The organism is Nocardia amamiensis (assembly GCF_015477605.1).
Lineage (GTDB): Bacteria > Actinomycetota > Actinomycetes > Mycobacteriales > Mycobacteriaceae > Nocardia > Nocardia amamiensis_A.
Genome location: NZ_JADLQX010000016.1, coordinates 75,375 through 89,117, shown reverse-complemented (window position 1 = coordinate 89,117; position 13,743 = coordinate 75,375). Strand labels below are relative to the sequence as shown.

The 13,743-nt window shown below is 68.6% G+C and carries 14 protein-coding genes; 5 read left to right on the top strand and 9 right to left on the bottom strand.

Translation table 11 applies throughout. The features are described 5' to 3' along the window. Positions 1 to 19: 19 nt before the first annotated feature. Together IU459_RS21620 and IU459_RS21615 are read right to left on the bottom strand one after the other, a co-directional pair. Complete coding sequence (locus IU459_RS21620) at positions 20 to 955, bottom strand: alpha/beta fold hydrolase (RefSeq protein ID WP_195131373.1); 936 nt, start codon at positions 953 to 955, stop codon at positions 20 to 22. A 151-nt stretch (positions 956 to 1,106) separates the two neighbouring features. Then, complete coding sequence (locus IU459_RS21615; protein WP_195131372.1) at positions 1,107 to 1,502, bottom strand: RidA family protein; 396 nt, start codon at positions 1,500 to 1,502, stop codon at positions 1,107 to 1,109. A 134-nt stretch (positions 1,503 to 1,636) separates the two neighbouring features. On the opposite strand from IU459_RS21615, the gene IU459_RS21610 reads away from it, so the two are divergent. The 3 genes from IU459_RS21610 to IU459_RS21600 all read left to right on the top strand — a co-directional run bounded on the left by IU459_RS21610 (position 1,637) and on the right by IU459_RS21600 (position 4,499). After that, positions 1,637 to 2,617 (top strand): helix-turn-helix transcriptional regulator, encoded by a 981-nt coding sequence (locus IU459_RS21610; RefSeq protein WP_195131371.1) that lies wholly within the window; start codon positions 1,637 to 1,639, stop codon positions 2,615 to 2,617. 90 nt (positions 2,618 to 2,707) lie between these two features. Further along, positions 2,708 to 3,853, top strand: coding sequence for an acyl-CoA dehydrogenase family protein (locus IU459_RS21605; RefSeq protein ID WP_195131370.1), 1,146 nt, complete (start codon positions 2,708 to 2,710; stop codon positions 3,851 to 3,853). Then, a complete protein-coding gene (locus tag IU459_RS21600; RefSeq protein WP_195131369.1) occupies positions 3,837 to 4,499 on the top strand; it encodes a TetR/AcrR family transcriptional regulator in 663 nt (220 codons plus the stop codon). The genes IU459_RS21605 and IU459_RS21600 overlap by 17 nt, the downstream gene beginning before the upstream one ends. A gap of 17 nt (positions 4,500 to 4,516) precedes the next feature. On the opposite strand, the gene IU459_RS21595 is transcribed toward IU459_RS21600, so the two are convergent. Beyond that, the gene (locus IU459_RS21595) at positions 4,517 to 4,852 is read right to left on the bottom strand and encodes a hypothetical protein (protein ID WP_195131368.1); all 336 of its coding nucleotides are present in this window, start codon (positions 4,850 to 4,852) and stop codon (positions 4,517 to 4,519) included. A 233-nt stretch (positions 4,853 to 5,085) separates the two neighbouring features. Between IU459_RS21595 and IU459_RS21590 the strand changes: the two genes are divergently transcribed. Next, positions 5,086 to 5,844 (top strand): DUF4190 domain-containing protein, encoded by a 759-nt coding sequence (locus IU459_RS21590; protein WP_195131367.1) that lies wholly within the window; start codon positions 5,086 to 5,088, stop codon positions 5,842 to 5,844. Positions 5,845 to 5,853: 9 nt separating this feature from the next. On the opposite strand, the gene ligD is transcribed toward IU459_RS21590, so the two are convergent. The 5 genes from ligD to IU459_RS21565 form a co-directional block, all read right to left on the bottom strand. Then, a complete protein-coding gene (gene ligD, locus IU459_RS21585) occupies positions 5,854 to 6,855 on the bottom strand; it encodes a non-homologous end-joining DNA ligase (RefSeq protein WP_195131366.1) in 1,002 nt (333 codons plus the stop codon). Next, entirely contained in the window at positions 6,852 to 7,982 is a 1,131-nt protein-coding gene (locus tag IU459_RS21580; protein ID WP_324198971.1) for an ATP-dependent DNA ligase, read from the bottom strand. The genes ligD and IU459_RS21580 overlap by 4 nt, the downstream gene beginning before the upstream one ends. Before the next feature lie 123 nt (positions 7,983 to 8,105). Then, positions 8,106 to 8,501 carry a cold-shock protein gene (locus IU459_RS21575; protein WP_440446517.1) on the bottom strand — a complete coding sequence of 132 codons (396 nt, stop codon included), beginning with the start codon at positions 8,499 to 8,501 and terminating at the stop codon, positions 8,106 to 8,108. 38 nt (positions 8,502 to 8,539) lie between these two features. Then, complete coding sequence (locus tag IU459_RS21570) at positions 8,540 to 9,640, bottom strand: SPFH domain-containing protein (protein ID WP_195131364.1); 1,101 nt, start codon at positions 9,638 to 9,640, stop codon at positions 8,540 to 8,542. A 19-nt stretch (positions 9,641 to 9,659) separates the two neighbouring features. After that, the gene (locus IU459_RS21565; protein WP_195131363.1) at positions 9,660 to 9,893 is read right to left on the bottom strand and encodes a hypothetical protein; all 234 of its coding nucleotides are present in this window, start codon (positions 9,891 to 9,893) and stop codon (positions 9,660 to 9,662) included. Between the two features lie 131 nt (positions 9,894 to 10,024). Between IU459_RS21565 and IU459_RS21560 the strand changes: the two genes are divergently transcribed. Further along, positions 10,025 to 13,051 (top strand): tetratricopeptide repeat protein, encoded by a 3,027-nt coding sequence (locus IU459_RS21560; RefSeq protein ID WP_195131362.1) that lies wholly within the window; start codon positions 10,025 to 10,027, stop codon positions 13,049 to 13,051. Here IU459_RS21560 and IU459_RS21555 read toward each other — a convergent pair. Beyond that, positions 13,048 to 13,686, bottom strand: coding sequence for a TetR/AcrR family transcriptional regulator (locus tag IU459_RS21555; protein ID WP_195131361.1), 639 nt, complete (start codon positions 13,684 to 13,686; stop codon positions 13,048 to 13,050). The genes IU459_RS21560 and IU459_RS21555 overlap by 4 nt on opposite strands. Between the last annotated feature and the right edge of the window lie 57 nt (positions 13,687 to 13,743).

Genomic DNA, 13,743 nt, shown 5'->3' with positions numbered 1-13,743 from the left:
GGTAGCCCTCCGGTTGCGGTCAGCTGCTGCGCCGCGGGCTGATCGCCGCGCGGTCGGCGCGCAAGTCGTCGACGAAGTTGGCGATCGCCTCGGCGACCAGCAGGGGTTCGGTGACCGGCAGCCAGTGATCGGCCGGGACGGCGCAGCGCCACAGCTGGTCGACCCAGCGCGCGGAGGCGTCGTAGACGGCGGCCGGGACGAACGGATCGGTGGTGTCCACCAGCAGTTGCACCGGAACGGCGGTGCGCCGCACTCGGGGCTCGCTCACGTGATGCAGCACATTGACCTGCGCGATCCGCGCACCGGCGACCAGATCCGCCGGCCAGGTACGCGCCAGGCGCGCCGGCACCGGCGAGATGCCGCCGAGCCGCCGCGCCAGCATGCCGCGGACGCGCGGCGGGTAGAGCCTGCGGGCGATCGCACTGGGCGTGAGCGCCCACCGTGCCCCACGCAGCCACCAGCCCAGATCGCCGAGCTGTCGATGGGTACGCGGCGCCAGCGCGCGCAGCCACAGGCCGAGGTGGTCGAGATTCGGGCCGGAGATCGCGGTGAACGACGCGACGCGAGTGTTGGCCCGTTCGTCACAGACCGCCTCCCACAGCTGCACCGCGCCCCAGCCGTGGCCGCAGATGTGCACGGGCGTGCGCGGGCTGGCGGCATCGATCACCGCGAAGAAGTCCTCCGCCAGCCGGTCGAGGCGATAGTCCGAGAGCAGTCCACGCCCGCTCGAACGGCCGTGTCCGCGAACGTCATAGCCGATCACGCGGAAACCGTCGGCCAGCAGCGCCGCCACCGTGGCCCAGACGCGATGGGTATCGGTGAGGCCGTGCACCAGCACCAGGGGTTCGGCGGCGGGGTCGCCCCATTCGAAGACGGCGAGATCGGCGCCGTCCCGAGTGACCGTCCAGACACGGTCGGGGCGGGGCGTTTTGGTGGTGTCCAGCGGTTCGGTCATGTCCTGCCTCGTTCGTGCCGTTCCGAGGGCACGTCGCCGTCGTGCACCACATCGGTAATGCCATACGGAGAGTACGAAGAATCGACTGGGCAGGGGAGATGTGCGATGCCGAATATGGCGCAGCTCACGGATGTTCGCGCGTGGGCTGCTCCTATTCGGGGATGATCGCCACTGCGTCGATCTCCACGAGCGCGCCAGGGCGAGCATGTCCTGCGGTGGAAACGACCGTGACGGCGGTGCGGTGGTCACCCCACACCGATCGTGACGCCGCGTATCCCGCCTGTGCGTCGACCCCATCGACGAGATAGATGGTGAGTTTGACGACATGCTCGGGACCGGTTCCCGCGGCAGCGAGCACGGACAGCACGTTGCGCATTGCCTGCGCGGCTTGCGCCTCGAAGCCGTCGAGCACGTTTCCGGTGCTGTCGGTGCCGAGCTGGCCGCCGACGTAGAGCGTCCGGGCAGCGGGTGCGATCACGCCCTGAGTGAAGGCCGGGTTGCTGTGGAGTTCTTCGGGGTCGAGGTGGGCGGTGGTCTTCGCGGTCATCGGTCGCCTCCTGTTGCTGGGTTTCCTGAGCAGGTAGAGGTCGCGCAGCAGAGGCGTCGGTCTCCAGCCATGCAGCGACCCTGGCACGGATAGCGGACAGGATCGGTCCGCTGTTTTCTGCCAGGGTGGACGACATGGACATGGCCAGCGGTGCGGAGCGGGGTACCACGGAGCGGGTGCTCACCCTGCTCGGATTACTGCAGCAGCGCCAGGTCTGGACCGGCCCCCAACTCGCCGACCGGCTCGGGGTCACGCCGCGCACGGTGCGGCGCGATGTCGAGCGGCTCCGCGCGCTCGGCTATTCGGTGCATGCGAGCCAAGGCGTCGGCGGCGGCTACCAGCTCGGGCCGGGGCAGGACCTGCCGCCGATGCTGCTCGACGACGAGGAGGCGATTGCCACCGCGGTCTCGCTGCTGGCCGGCGCGGGTTGCGCGGTCTCCAGCGCCGGGGACGCCGCCCTCCGTGCGCTGACGAAGCTCGACCGGGTGCTGCCGACGCGGTTGCGGCACGAGATGCGCGCGCTCTCCGGATCGGTGGAATCCTTCGGCGTGGACCTCATGCTGGTCGACCCCGAGGTGCTCATGACGCTGGCCAGAGCCTGCCGCGACGAGGTCGAGGCCGGTTTCGACTATCCGTCCGGGAGCGAGGTGCGACGGCGGCGGGTCGAGCCCTACCGCTTGGTCGTCTCCGACCGGCGGTGGTACCTCATGGCCTACGACCTGGATCGGAACGACTGGCGCAGCTTCCGCGTCGACCGGATGACCGACGTGTCAGCGCGGACCTGGCGCTTCCACCCGCGGACGGCGCCCGACGCGGCGGCGTACGTGCAGGAGGGTGTGGCGAGTCGCGTCTACCCGCACCGGGCGCGCTTCCTCGTGCACGCATCGGCCGACACGGTGCGCGCGCAGCTCCCGGCATCGGCGGCTGTCGTACGACCGCGAGGAAGCGAGCTCTGCGAGGTGCTCAGCGGCGCCCACAGCCTCGACACCGTGCTCATGCACGTGCTCCTGCTGGGACACGACTTCGAGGTACTCGACCCACCAGAGCTCGGGAGCCGCTGCCGCGCGCTGGGGCAGCGACTCCTGTCGGCGGGTACGACGATCGCACCGGAGTGATCCGCGCTTGTTGACAACGCGCCAATAGTTCGGAAATCTCAGGGCGGAACCGGCGACGGGGCCGGACCGGAATGAGCGAAGGATCGGGCGATGGCGCGCGCGGCGTGGAGTGACGACGAGGTCGAGGCGGTACGAGACCTGGCGAGGACCTTCTTCGAGAAAGAGGTCGTCCCGCACGAGGAGAAATTCGTCGCGCAGGGGCACCCGGACCGGGCGCTGTACAACCGGGCGGGCGAACTGGGGCTCCTGTGCCCGGCGATTCCGGCCGAGTACGGCGGTGGCGGCGGCACGTTCGCCCATGAGGCGGCGATCATCGAAGAGCAGGCGCGCGCCGGTGACGGTTCGATGGGCGTTCCCGTGCACAGCTCGATCATCGCGCCCTACCTCAACGAGTTCGGCTCCGAAGAACTCAAGCGGCGGGTGCTGCCCAAAGCCGCCAGCGGCGAAATGGTGCTTTCCATCGGGATGACCGAGCCGAGCACCGGATCGGACCTGCAGAACATCAAGACCCGCGCGGTGCGGGACGGCGACGAATACGTGATCACCGGTTCGAAGATCTTCATCACCAACGGCTGGCTCTGCGACGGCATCATCATCGCCGCCAAGACCGACCCGACCAAGGGCGCGTCGGGCGTCTCGCTGATCTTCGCCGAAGTCGGCGACGACACCCCGGGCTTCACCCGCGGACGCATCCTGAACAAGATCGGCGGCAAGGCCCAGGACACCGCCGAGCTGTTCTTCGACGGCCTGCGGGTGCCCGCGGCCAACTTGCTCGGGGCAGCCGAGGGTCAGGGCTTCTATCAAATGATGCGGCTGCTCGCGCAGGAGCGCCTCGTCACCGCGATCATCGCGGTCGCCATGATGGAGAAAGCCGTCCAACTCACCGTCGACTACACCAAAGGCCGCGAGGCATTCGGCAAACCGCTGTTCGCGATGCAGAACACCAAATTCGAACTCGCCGAGTGCGCGACCATCGCCAGGGTCTCCCGCACCTTCCTGGACGATTGCATCAGCAAACACCTGCGCGGCGATCTCGACGTTCCCACCGCTGCCATGTCGAAGTACTGGTTGACCGATCAGCTCGGTATCGTGGTTGACCGCTGCCTGCAACTGTTCGGCGGCTACGGCTATATGACGGAGTATCCGATTTCGCAGCTCTACACCGGCGCCCGCGTCCTGCGCATCCTCGCGGGCAGCAACGAGGTGATGAAGGATCTCATTGCGCGGTCTCTCTGAAACCAGCAGCGCCACGGCGGACGATGGCGCCGACTCGGCGCCACCGCGCCGCCGCAGGCTCGAACCCGACGAGCGGCGCGCGCAGATTCTCGCCTGTGCGATCGACATGTTCGGCGAGCGGCCGTATGCGGCCGTGTCCACCGCCGAGCTGGCCCAGCGGGCGGGCGTGGCCCGCGGCCTGATCAACCATTACTTCGGCAACAAGCGCGACCTCTATCTGGCAGTGGTGCGGCGGATGGTCACCCTGCCCAAGCTCGACAACATGGTCGTGCCCACCGGCACCGCGCGCGAACGGGTCGACGCCAGCGTGCACTGGCTGTTGGACACCATCGCCGAGCACGGCAGCACTTGGGTGAAGGTGACCAGCCACGAGGGCGTCGGCGATGATCCGGAGGTGCAGCAGATCCTGGACGCCGCCGACGACGCGGCGGCCGAACGTCTGCTGCTGATGGTGGGACTCGCCGACTCGGCACACGGCGCCGAATTGCGCGCGATGGTCCGCGCTTACGGCGGCATGGTCAAGGTTGCGGGCCGGGAATGGATCACCCGGGGCACGCTCACCCGCGAGCAGGTGCACGAGCTGCTGTGCGACATGTTGCTGACATTGGTTACCGAGTCGCTGCCGAAGGTGCACCGCAGACGATGAGCCGGCGGCCGCGAGAGTCAGCGCCGGTGCGGCTCGTGGCTGTAGTGGACTGGTCGCAGACCTCCGGGAGCGTGCCCGTGACGACCGTACTTCCGCTCGATCACCTGCTCCCGGTGATGCTCGAGCAGCAGGGCGCCGACGCCCGCGATCCACAGGGTCGCGGTCACCACCGCGCCCACCCCGGTCCATCCGGTGAAGCCGTACCCGGCGGCGGTCAGCGTGCATGCCATCGCCGCGACCGCCAGCGCGCACAGCACGATGCCGGGCAGGTTGAAATTGTCGTCGAGCAAATCCCCGGCCCTGGCATGCCAGTCGGGCCTGTCCTGACCGGTGGACGTCGTCTTATCGGACATGGATCCTCCTGGGGAAGCGCCGTGGCCGGACCAGCTGCTTGCCGACCAGCATGCACCTCGGCTAACAGATCCGCGAGGGCTGCAGCGGGTTTGTTATTACCGCTCGATCACGGATATTGCATACTTCGGATCAACTTTTGGCGTTGCGCACCCTATTCTGTGTCGGTATATCGGGGCGGGTCCGGACAGGTTCGAGGTTCCTGCGCGGTGTGTTGGTGTGGAGAGGGACCTGGATGACACGAGCGGAACGGCGTGAGACGGATCGCTGGGCTGCGCCACAGCCGGAGGAGCGCTGGTCGGAGCAGGAGTCCGACCGCCGCTGGCAAGAGGATGACGACGAACGCTGGCCGGAGCAGCCGCCGAGCCGCCGCCGGACCGGACGGCTCCGGGTGGAGATTCCGCCGATCGTCAACCCGTACGCGATCATCGCGCTGGTCGCCGCGTTGCTCGGGCTGTTCCCGGTCGCCATCGTGTTCGGGTTCATCGCCTTCAGCCATCCCCGTGGTCGCGTCATGGCGATGTTCGCGCTGCTGCTCGGCGTCGCGGAGATCACCGCGGTGGCGGGATTCGTGCTGCTGTCGGGCAACTGGCTGCCGGATGTGATGAACCGCACGGCCGCAGCCGGGCCGACGGCCGTCGCCTCGGTGCCGACGACTGTCGAGCGTCCGGTGGCGACGACGCCCGCCGCGCCGAGTCCCGCCGTGACGACTCCACCATCGACGGCCGCACAGGGACCCGTGACGAAGGGCTCGGTGTGCACCGAGGCCCAGCTCGGCCAGATCGGCACCGGCACCGACGGCAGCACGCTGATCTGCCTCACCGCCGCGAGCGGCTATCAGTGGTCCGGGCCGCACACCGTGGCGACCGCCGTGCAGCAGCCTGGCGCCAAATGCGACGCGTCGGGGGCGAAGACCGGCCGCACCGCCGACGGCCGCGCCCTGGTGTGCGAGGTCAGCGGCCGCAGCGGCACGTGGGTGCTGTGGACCGAATAGCGGCCGACGCTATTCGGCCTTCCTCGCGCGGCTCGGCTGCACGCGAGGCGGCTCGTTGGGCATCTTCGGATACTGCGGTGGCCAGGGAGCGTCCATGAGCCCCGCCGCCATGTCCCGCTCGGACATCTCCAGCAACGGGGCGATCGACTGCGGCGTCCGGTCGGCCCACGGATCGCCGAATTCGGCGTAGCGGGCGGGCACCGTGGCGATCGTCAGATCGTCGGGGACCACCGAATCCAGATCCGACCAGCTGATCGGCGTCGACACCTGCGCACCGACCTTGGGCCGGACACACCAGGCACCGAAAACCGTCTTGTGCGGCGCATTTTGATTGAAATCGATGAACACCCGGTTCCCGCGCTCCTCTTTCCACCACTGCGCGGTGATGTCCGCTGGATATCTGCGCTCCAATTCGCGCGCCAGCGCGACCGCGGCGGCACGCACCTGATAACCGTCCCACTTCGGTTCCAATGCGACGTAAATGTGTAATCCACGGGAACCGGAGGTCTTGATCCGGGATTCGATGCCGAGTTCGGCGAACAAGTCCCTTGTCCGCACCGCGGCCTGTTTGAGATCGGCGAACGCGATTCCGGGGGAGGGATCGAGGTCGATGCGCAACTCGTCGGCGATCTCCAGATTGTCGGCGCGGTTGGGCCAGACATGGAATCCGAGACAGCCCTGATTCACCGCCCACAGAATATGGGCGAGATCGTGCGCGACGAGCGCGTCGCTGGTGGTGCCGTTGGGCGTGGAGACTTCCACGGTGTGCAACCACTCCGGCGCGGATTTCGGCACGCGCTTCTGGAACCAGGATTTTCCGGAGGCGCCGTCGGGATAACGCTCCAGCAGCAATGGCCGTCCGCCCACCACGTTCAAGAACGGTTCGGCGACCGCTTGGTAGTAACGAACCAGATCGAGTTTTGTTTCGCCGCGCTTGGTGAAATACACCTTGCCCGGGTTGCTGATCGCGACGGTTCTGCCGTCGACCTCGATATCGACCGACTCGCTCATCCCTGCACCTCGCCGGCGCTCGCCTCCGGCACGAGCGAGTGCCGCGCCGCCGCACCGTCGCCGAACAGGGCGCTCAATTCCGCGGGCGCGACTTCGTCCAGCTGCGCATAGGTGCAGGATTCGGGGGTGCGGTCGGTGCGGAAACGCACCAGCCTGCCGCCGTGGCGCAGCCGACCGGATTGGACGTGTTCGTAGCGGACTTCGGCGACCAGCTCCGGTCGCAGCGCTTCCCAGGACAGGTCCTTGCCGCCGGTCCAGCGACTCACCCCGCCGGGCATCTTGCCCTCGGCCGCGGCCTGCGCCGCGGCGTCGGCCCAGTCCCGCCACGGGTGCTCGGCCAGCGCGTTCTCCCGCAGCGGCGCCAGCTCCTCGACGAGTTCTCTACGCCGCGCCGCGGTGAAGCTGCTTGCCACGCCGACGTGGTGCAGGCGGCCCTCGTCGTCGAAGAGCCCGAGCAGCAGCGAGCCGACCCCGGCGCCGTCCTTGTGCCAGCGGAAGCCCGCCACCACACAATCGGCGGTGCGCTCGTGCTTGACCTTGAGCATCACCCGCTTGTCCTGCAGATACGCCAGGTCGTCGGACTTGACCATGACGCCGTCGAACCCGGCGCCCTCGAACCGGGTGAACCAGTCCTCGGCGACATCGGGGTCGTGGGTGATCGGGGTGAGGTGCACGCGGGCGAGCGCGGTGTCCAGGATCGTCTCCAGCAGCCGCCTGCGCTCGGTGAACGGCTGACCGGTCAGATCCTTGTCGCCGAGCGCGAGCAGATCGAACGCGACGAAGCTGGCCGGCGTCTCCGCGGCGAGCTTGGCGACCCGGGACGCGGCCGGGTGCAGCCGGTTCTGCAAAGTGTCGAAGTCCAAGCCGTGGTCGGTGACCACCACGATCTCGCCGTCCACCACGCACCGATCCGGCAGCGCCTGCCGCAGCAGCTCGGCCACTTCGGGAAAATACCTGGTCAGCGGGCGGTCGTTGCGGGAGCCGAGTTCCACCTCGGCGCCGTCGCGGAAGACGATGCAGCGGAAGCCGTCCCACTTGGGTTCGTAGCTCAGGCCCGGCTCGCGCGGCACCGCGGACGCGGATTTGGCCAGCATCGGCCGGACGGGTGGCATCACCGGTAGGTCCACGCGATCCTCCTCGGGTTCGATCCTCACCCATACCGACGTCGCGCATAGAGAAAACTCATCGGTATGCGGCCGCCTCGGCTCGATCGTAGGTGGCCGCACCGACACCGGCGTGGATGTCCCCGCTCAGTTCTCCAGCCACCCGTGCTGGTCGGCGAACGCGGTGAGCCGGTCGCGGATGGTGAGGATCTCGCCTGCGGTGAGCGCGGGGCTGGCATCCAGGAGCAACTCGGTGATCAGACGTTTGTGTTCGGCGACGGTCAGCTGTCCCGAACCCGTCCGGTCTTTTCCTTTGTGCCGGGCAGGCGGGGCGGACGATCCGCCGACCGCGCTGAGATTGACCGCCTTCGGCCCGCGGTCGCCTTCGGTCACCTCGAATTCGAACACCCGCCCCTGACGCAACTCGTCCTCATCCAGACCGATGTCGTTGACATGGACGAACACGTCCGGTCCGCCGTCTTCCGGCCGAATGAATCCGAACCCCCGAGAGCTGTCGAACGACACCAATTTCCCGATGGACACCAACACCCGCTCCTCGTCGCCGTCGCTACTCGGTCACCTTAACCCGCATTTTCGCCGTCGTTGGAGGAAAGCGCCTTTTGCAGCGAATTGAAAACGGTCAGTCCCTGACCGACCATTCCGTTCACGAGTTCGCCGACGCCGTCGGGACCGTTGAGCACGGTGAGATTCGCGTTCGCCAACCCGTTGGATGCCTGCTTGACGATTTCCGGAAGTTGTTCGATCAACAACTGGTCGAGCGCGATCCGGTTGTTCGATGCGGCCGCCTCGGCCTGGATGCGGGTGCGGTCGGCCTCCGCCTCGGCCAGGATGCGCACCCGTTCCGCTTCGGCCTGAGCGGGTTTCACGACCTCGGCCTGCAACTGCTGTTCCCGCAGCTGCGCCTCTTTCCGCGCCTGCTCGGCCTGGGCGGTGAGCACCTCTTGCAGCGCCATCGCCTCGGCGAGCGGTCCGGCCTGTGCGGCCTCGGCGTTCGCCTTGTCGATATCGCGCTGGTACTGCGCGCGCAGGATCGCCGTCTCGCGCTGGTACTCCGCCTGCCTGCGCTGGGATTCCTGCTCGGCTTGCGCCGCCGCCTGCGCGGCCTGCGACTGCGCGATCTGCGCGTCCCGCTGCACCGCGGCATTGTGCGGTGCGGCCAGCGCGGCGATATAGCCGAGGTTGCCGTCATCGATGGACTGGATCTGGAAGGAATCGACCCACAGGCCGATATTGCTCATTTCCACTTTCGAGGCGACGAGCACTTCGTCGGCCAGCCTCTGCCGCTCCCGGATGATCTCCTCCACCGTCATCGACCCAACGATCGAGCGCAGGTGCCCGGAGAAGATCCGTCCGGTCAGCACCGACATCTCCCGCTCCTGCTCGGAGAGGAACCGCTGCGCCGCGTTGACGATGGACTGGGTGTCGTTGGCGACCTTGAACGCGATCACCGCGCGGACGTCGAGCTGGATCGCCTGCTTGGTGACGCAGCGCTCCTTGATCTCGGATTCGAACATCGCCAGCGACAGGTATCGCACCTTGCGGAACAGCGGAATCACCCAGGCGCCGCGTCCGATGATCACTTTGAACGGCGTGTTGTCCCGGCTCTTGCCGCCGCTGACCAGCATCGCCTCGTCCGGGTCCGGCACGTGGTAGCCCAGCACGTCTGTCTCCCTTACTGTTTCAGGTTCCGTCCGCCGGATCCGGGCCGAGCGGAATCCACGGGACGACGTCGACGACGCGCCCCGGATGGACCGCGATGACCAGCACGGCCGAACCGGCCGAGATCGGCTCGGTGGCTTGTGCGATGTACAGCTCGGTTCCCCCTCGAATCGCGACCAGGACCTCACCCAGCGTCCCGGCGCCCCGGATCGGCGATGTGAGCGTACCCGTCAAACCCACCACCGGGTCGGTCATCCCATGATCTCCTTTTCCGCCGCTCGAACCGTCACCCTACGTCTCGCACAGCGTCTTTCGATATCGCGTAGTCACCCGGCGGATTCGATGCCAGCGCGGGTAAACCTCGCCCGCGCAGGTATGTTTTTCGCATGGGAGGGCGTCTCGCGCTGGTGGTGGGTTCGGAATGTGCGGCACTGGGGGAACTGGGGTTCACCGAGGAACTCGCCACCGGGCTGTACACGAGTCTGATCGAGGTGGGCGGTTGGCGGTCGGCGACCGAGTTCGACGGGCCGGTCCTGAATCCCACTGCGGCGCAATTGTTCGCCGCGGTGGACGCGGCGTTCGCGGCGGCGTCGGAGCGCCAGGCCACGCTGCTGCTCGGTTTCATCGGACACGGGGTGTCGACCAATGCGGAGGACTTCTACCTGCTCGGCCACGATTCGCCGTCGGCGCCCAACTCGCACAACGCGTTTCACCTGACCCAGGAGATCAGGGAGCGGCTCGATCGCGCGGCGCTCGACGGGCTGGTGATGCTCGTCGACGCGTGCGAGGCCGGGCAGGGCGTGCAGGGCGCGGCGCGCCGGTGGACCGATCTGCTGGCGCAGGCGGGCGGGCGGATGGAGCTGCTGGTCGCCTCCGGCGATGGGCCCGCGTTCTCCGGATGCTTCACCAGGACCATGCTGGCCACCTTCGACACCGGGCTGCCGCTGCGCGGGGAGAACCTGCTTGCCTCGGACTTGGTCGACCCGGTCGCGGTGCAGTGCACGCAGCAACAGCCGCAACATCTTTCGTTCAACTCCGGGGCGGTGTCGACAGAGGAGGGTGTCGACCCGGGGTTGTGGCTGGTACCGAACACCGCGCGCCACCGGGACGCGGTGAGCGGGCGTTCCGCCGCGGGTTTCGTCGACCAGCTGACCAGAAGACTGCTGCTGACCCCCGACGTGCGCGAGAATCTCGCCGCGATCGTCGACGCGGGCAGTTATCGGCTCCGGGCGGTGCTGGGGCCGGCGGGGGTGGGCAAATCGACGCTGCTGGCCTTGCTGATCCGCCCCAGCCTGGTCGACGGGCTCGCCGTGACCCCCGAATACATCACCGCCGCGGTATTCCTGACGGTGAACAGCTCGGTGGAGTCGGTCGCCGCGGAGCTGGCCGCGCAGCTCGGTGCGCGCATGCCCGGCTTCACCGAGGCGTCCCAGGCGGCGCGCAGCCATCGGACCAGGGACGAGTCCGACATCTTCGACACCATGGTCCGTCATCCGCTGACGCGACTATCCACCGCGGGCCGCCGCGTCACCCTGGTGTTCGACGGGCTCAACCACCCGCAGGAGGGCACCAGGCGGCTGCTCGTCGCCGCGATCGCCGATCTGACCCGGCGGGAGGATCTGCGGCACGTGCGCGTGATCGCGGGCATCCGGCCGGGTACCGGCGTCGAGGACGATCCGGCGCTGGCGCATATGCATCGGATCGAGGTCGCCGAACCGGGTGCCGACGACATCGCCGCGGTGGTGGAGACGGCCCGCGGGACGGCGCCGATCGGCCCGGTCGACTGGATCGGCTGGATCCAGCGGCTGCTGGCCGAGACGCCGACGGACAAGAGTGGTTCGCGCGTCGTGTCGGGCGGTTGGTTGCTGGCGCGGCTCCTGCTGGAGGTGGCCGGGCGACTGACCGACGGCGCCGTCGCAGCGGGGATCGGTCTCGACAGCGTGGTCGCGCTGCGGTTGGAGACCGCGATGCGGCCGCTCGCTTCCGAAACCGCCCAGGCGACCGGAGCTCTGCTGGGCGTGCTCGTGGCGGCGGGGGTGGGCCCGGTGTTGCCTTTGGAGTTGCTGGACGCGGCACTGGCGTCGTCGGGGGTCGACCTCGGCACCGCCCGGATCCGCGACATCGCGGTGAATCTCGGAGCACTGGTCATCCGCAGTCACCCCGGCACCGCCCGCGAGTCGCTCGGCGTGAGCCACGGCGCGTTCCTGCCCGCCCTGGATCGCGAATGCCGCAGGCTGGGCGTTTCTCTCATGAACGCGCACCGCGCCCTCGTCGCGGCGATCCAGTCCACCTCCAGCGACCGCGCCGCCGACTACGCGCGCGGTGCCGCGGTGCGCCACTGCCTGGCCTACGGCGATTCCGCGTTGGCCATCGACTTCCTGGTGAAGCTGGAGACCGGGAGATCGGCCGACGACCGCGACCTGTGGGCCGCATGGCTGCCCGACTTCGTCGCGGCACTCGGCCCCGACCACCCCGACACCTTCACCACCCGCTCTCGGTGCGCTTTCCACCGCGCCGAGAGCGGCGATCTGGTCGGTGCCATCGCCGATTTCGAGCGGCTGCTCGCCGACCGCCTGCGCGTATTCGGCCCCGACGACCTGAACACGCTGAACACCCGGGACCGACTGGCCAGCTACCGCGCCCACTGCGGCGACCACACCGGCGCGGGCGCGGAGTTCGAGCGGTTGCTCGCCGACCAGCTCCGCCTGCTGGGGCCCGACGATCCCGAAACCTTGCGCACCAGAACCCATCTCGCATCGAATCGAGGTGACATCGGCGACCTTGCCGGTGCGATCGCACTTTTCGAGCAGCTGCGCGCCGACCGCGCCCGGGTCCAAGGGCCGGACCATCCGGACACCCTGCGTACCCGCAACAGCCTGGCGTATTGGCGTGCCGACAGCGGCGATCTCGACGGCGCGCGCGCCGAATTCGAACAGCTGGTTGCCGACTATCTGCGCGTACGCGGTCCCGACCACCCCGAGACGCTCGGCGCCCGCAACAACCTCGCTGCGTTCCGTGCCCGCAGCGGTGACCTGGCCGGGGCGGGCGCCGAATTCACCCGCTTGCTCGCCGACCGGCTGCGGGTGCTCGGCCCGGAGCACCCCGACACCCTGCTGACCCGCGGGCGGGTGGCCACCTATCGCGCCGACAGCGGCGACCTCGCGGGCGCGATCGCCGACCTGGAGAAACTGCTCACCGACCGGCTGCGCGTGCTCGGGCCCGAACATCCGGACACCTTGGATACCCGCAACGATCTCGCCGCCTGCCGCGCCCGCGACGGGGACCTCCCGCGCGCCATCGCCGAACTCGAGGTGCTGCTCGTCGCGGAGCTGCGCGCCCTCGGGCCCAATCACACCGCTACCATCCGGACCAAGAACACCCTGGTCTACTGGCGGGGCCGCTCCGGGGATTAGAAGCGTCCGGAGCGGTACAGCGAGCGGTAGGCGGTGAGTGTCGCGACGCAGTGGTCGATGATCTGCTCCCGGGAAGCGCGCAACGACCCATTGAGCCACGCCGAGAACATGCCCGCGTTGCCGCTGGCCATCGTCACCGCCGCGAGCCTGCGCTGGACCGGGTCATCGATGTGGGCGAACAGATGGTCCTGCATGATCCTGGTGAACACCGGCATCACGGCGAAGGTGGTCTGGCCGAGACCGGTGCTCGAGTACGGCTCGACCAGGAACAGCCGCGACTTGCGTGGGTCGGCCAGCACCTTGTCCACCAGGATTTCCGACAGGGCGCGATCACGGGACGGGTCGTCGGTGGCGGCGAAGGCCGTCATCGGCTTCAGGAATTCATCGGCGACCTGACGGTAGAGCACGTCGAGCAGCTCGTCTCGGCTGGCGAAGCTCTCATAGAAGTAGCGGTCGGTGAGGCCCGCCTTGCGGCAGACCGCGCGCATGGTGACCCCGCTGGCGCCCGACTCGCCGATCAGATCGAGCGCGGCCTCCAGCAGCGCCGCCCGGCGCGCCTCTCTGCGCTCGGTGAGCGTCGTTCCACCCCAGATTCGTGGGCCGGCGTCTCCGTCTGCTTCCTGACCTGTCTGCACGGCCCAACGATAGTGCCCCGGCGGCGTGCCCGGCGCGGCGCTCACCGGCCCGCGCAG

Excerpts from the sequence above, each read along its gene's own strand:
- IU459_RS21620 (WP_195131373.1), bottom strand. The coding sequence starts at position 955 with ATGACCGAACCGCTGGACACCACCAAAACGCCCCGCCCCGACCGTGTC.
- IU459_RS21615 (WP_195131372.1), bottom strand. The coding sequence starts at position 1,502 with ATGACCGCGAAGACCACCGCCCACCTCGACCCCGAAGAACTCCACAGC.
- IU459_RS21610 (WP_195131371.1), top strand. The coding sequence starts at position 1,637 with ATGGACATGGCCAGCGGTGCGGAGCGGGGTACCACGGAGCGGGTGCTC.
- IU459_RS21605 (WP_195131370.1), top strand. The coding sequence starts at position 2,708 with ATGGCGCGCGCGGCGTGGAGTGACGACGAGGTCGAGGCGGTACGAGAC.
- IU459_RS21595 (WP_195131368.1), bottom strand. The coding sequence starts at position 4,852 with ATGTCCGATAAGACGACGTCCACCGGTCAGGACAGGCCCGACTGGCAT.
- IU459_RS21590 (WP_195131367.1), top strand. The coding sequence starts at position 5,086 with ATGACACGAGCGGAACGGCGTGAGACGGATCGCTGGGCTGCGCCACAG.
- ligD (WP_195131366.1), bottom strand. The coding sequence starts at position 6,855 with ATGAGCGAGTCGGTCGATATCGAGGTCGACGGCAGAACCGTCGCGATC.
- IU459_RS21565 (WP_195131363.1), bottom strand. The coding sequence starts at position 9,893 with ATGACCGACCCGGTGGTGGGTTTGACGGGTACGCTCACATCGCCGATC.
- IU459_RS21560 (WP_195131362.1), top strand. The coding sequence starts at position 10,025 with ATGGGAGGGCGTCTCGCGCTGGTGGTGGGTTCGGAATGTGCGGCACTG.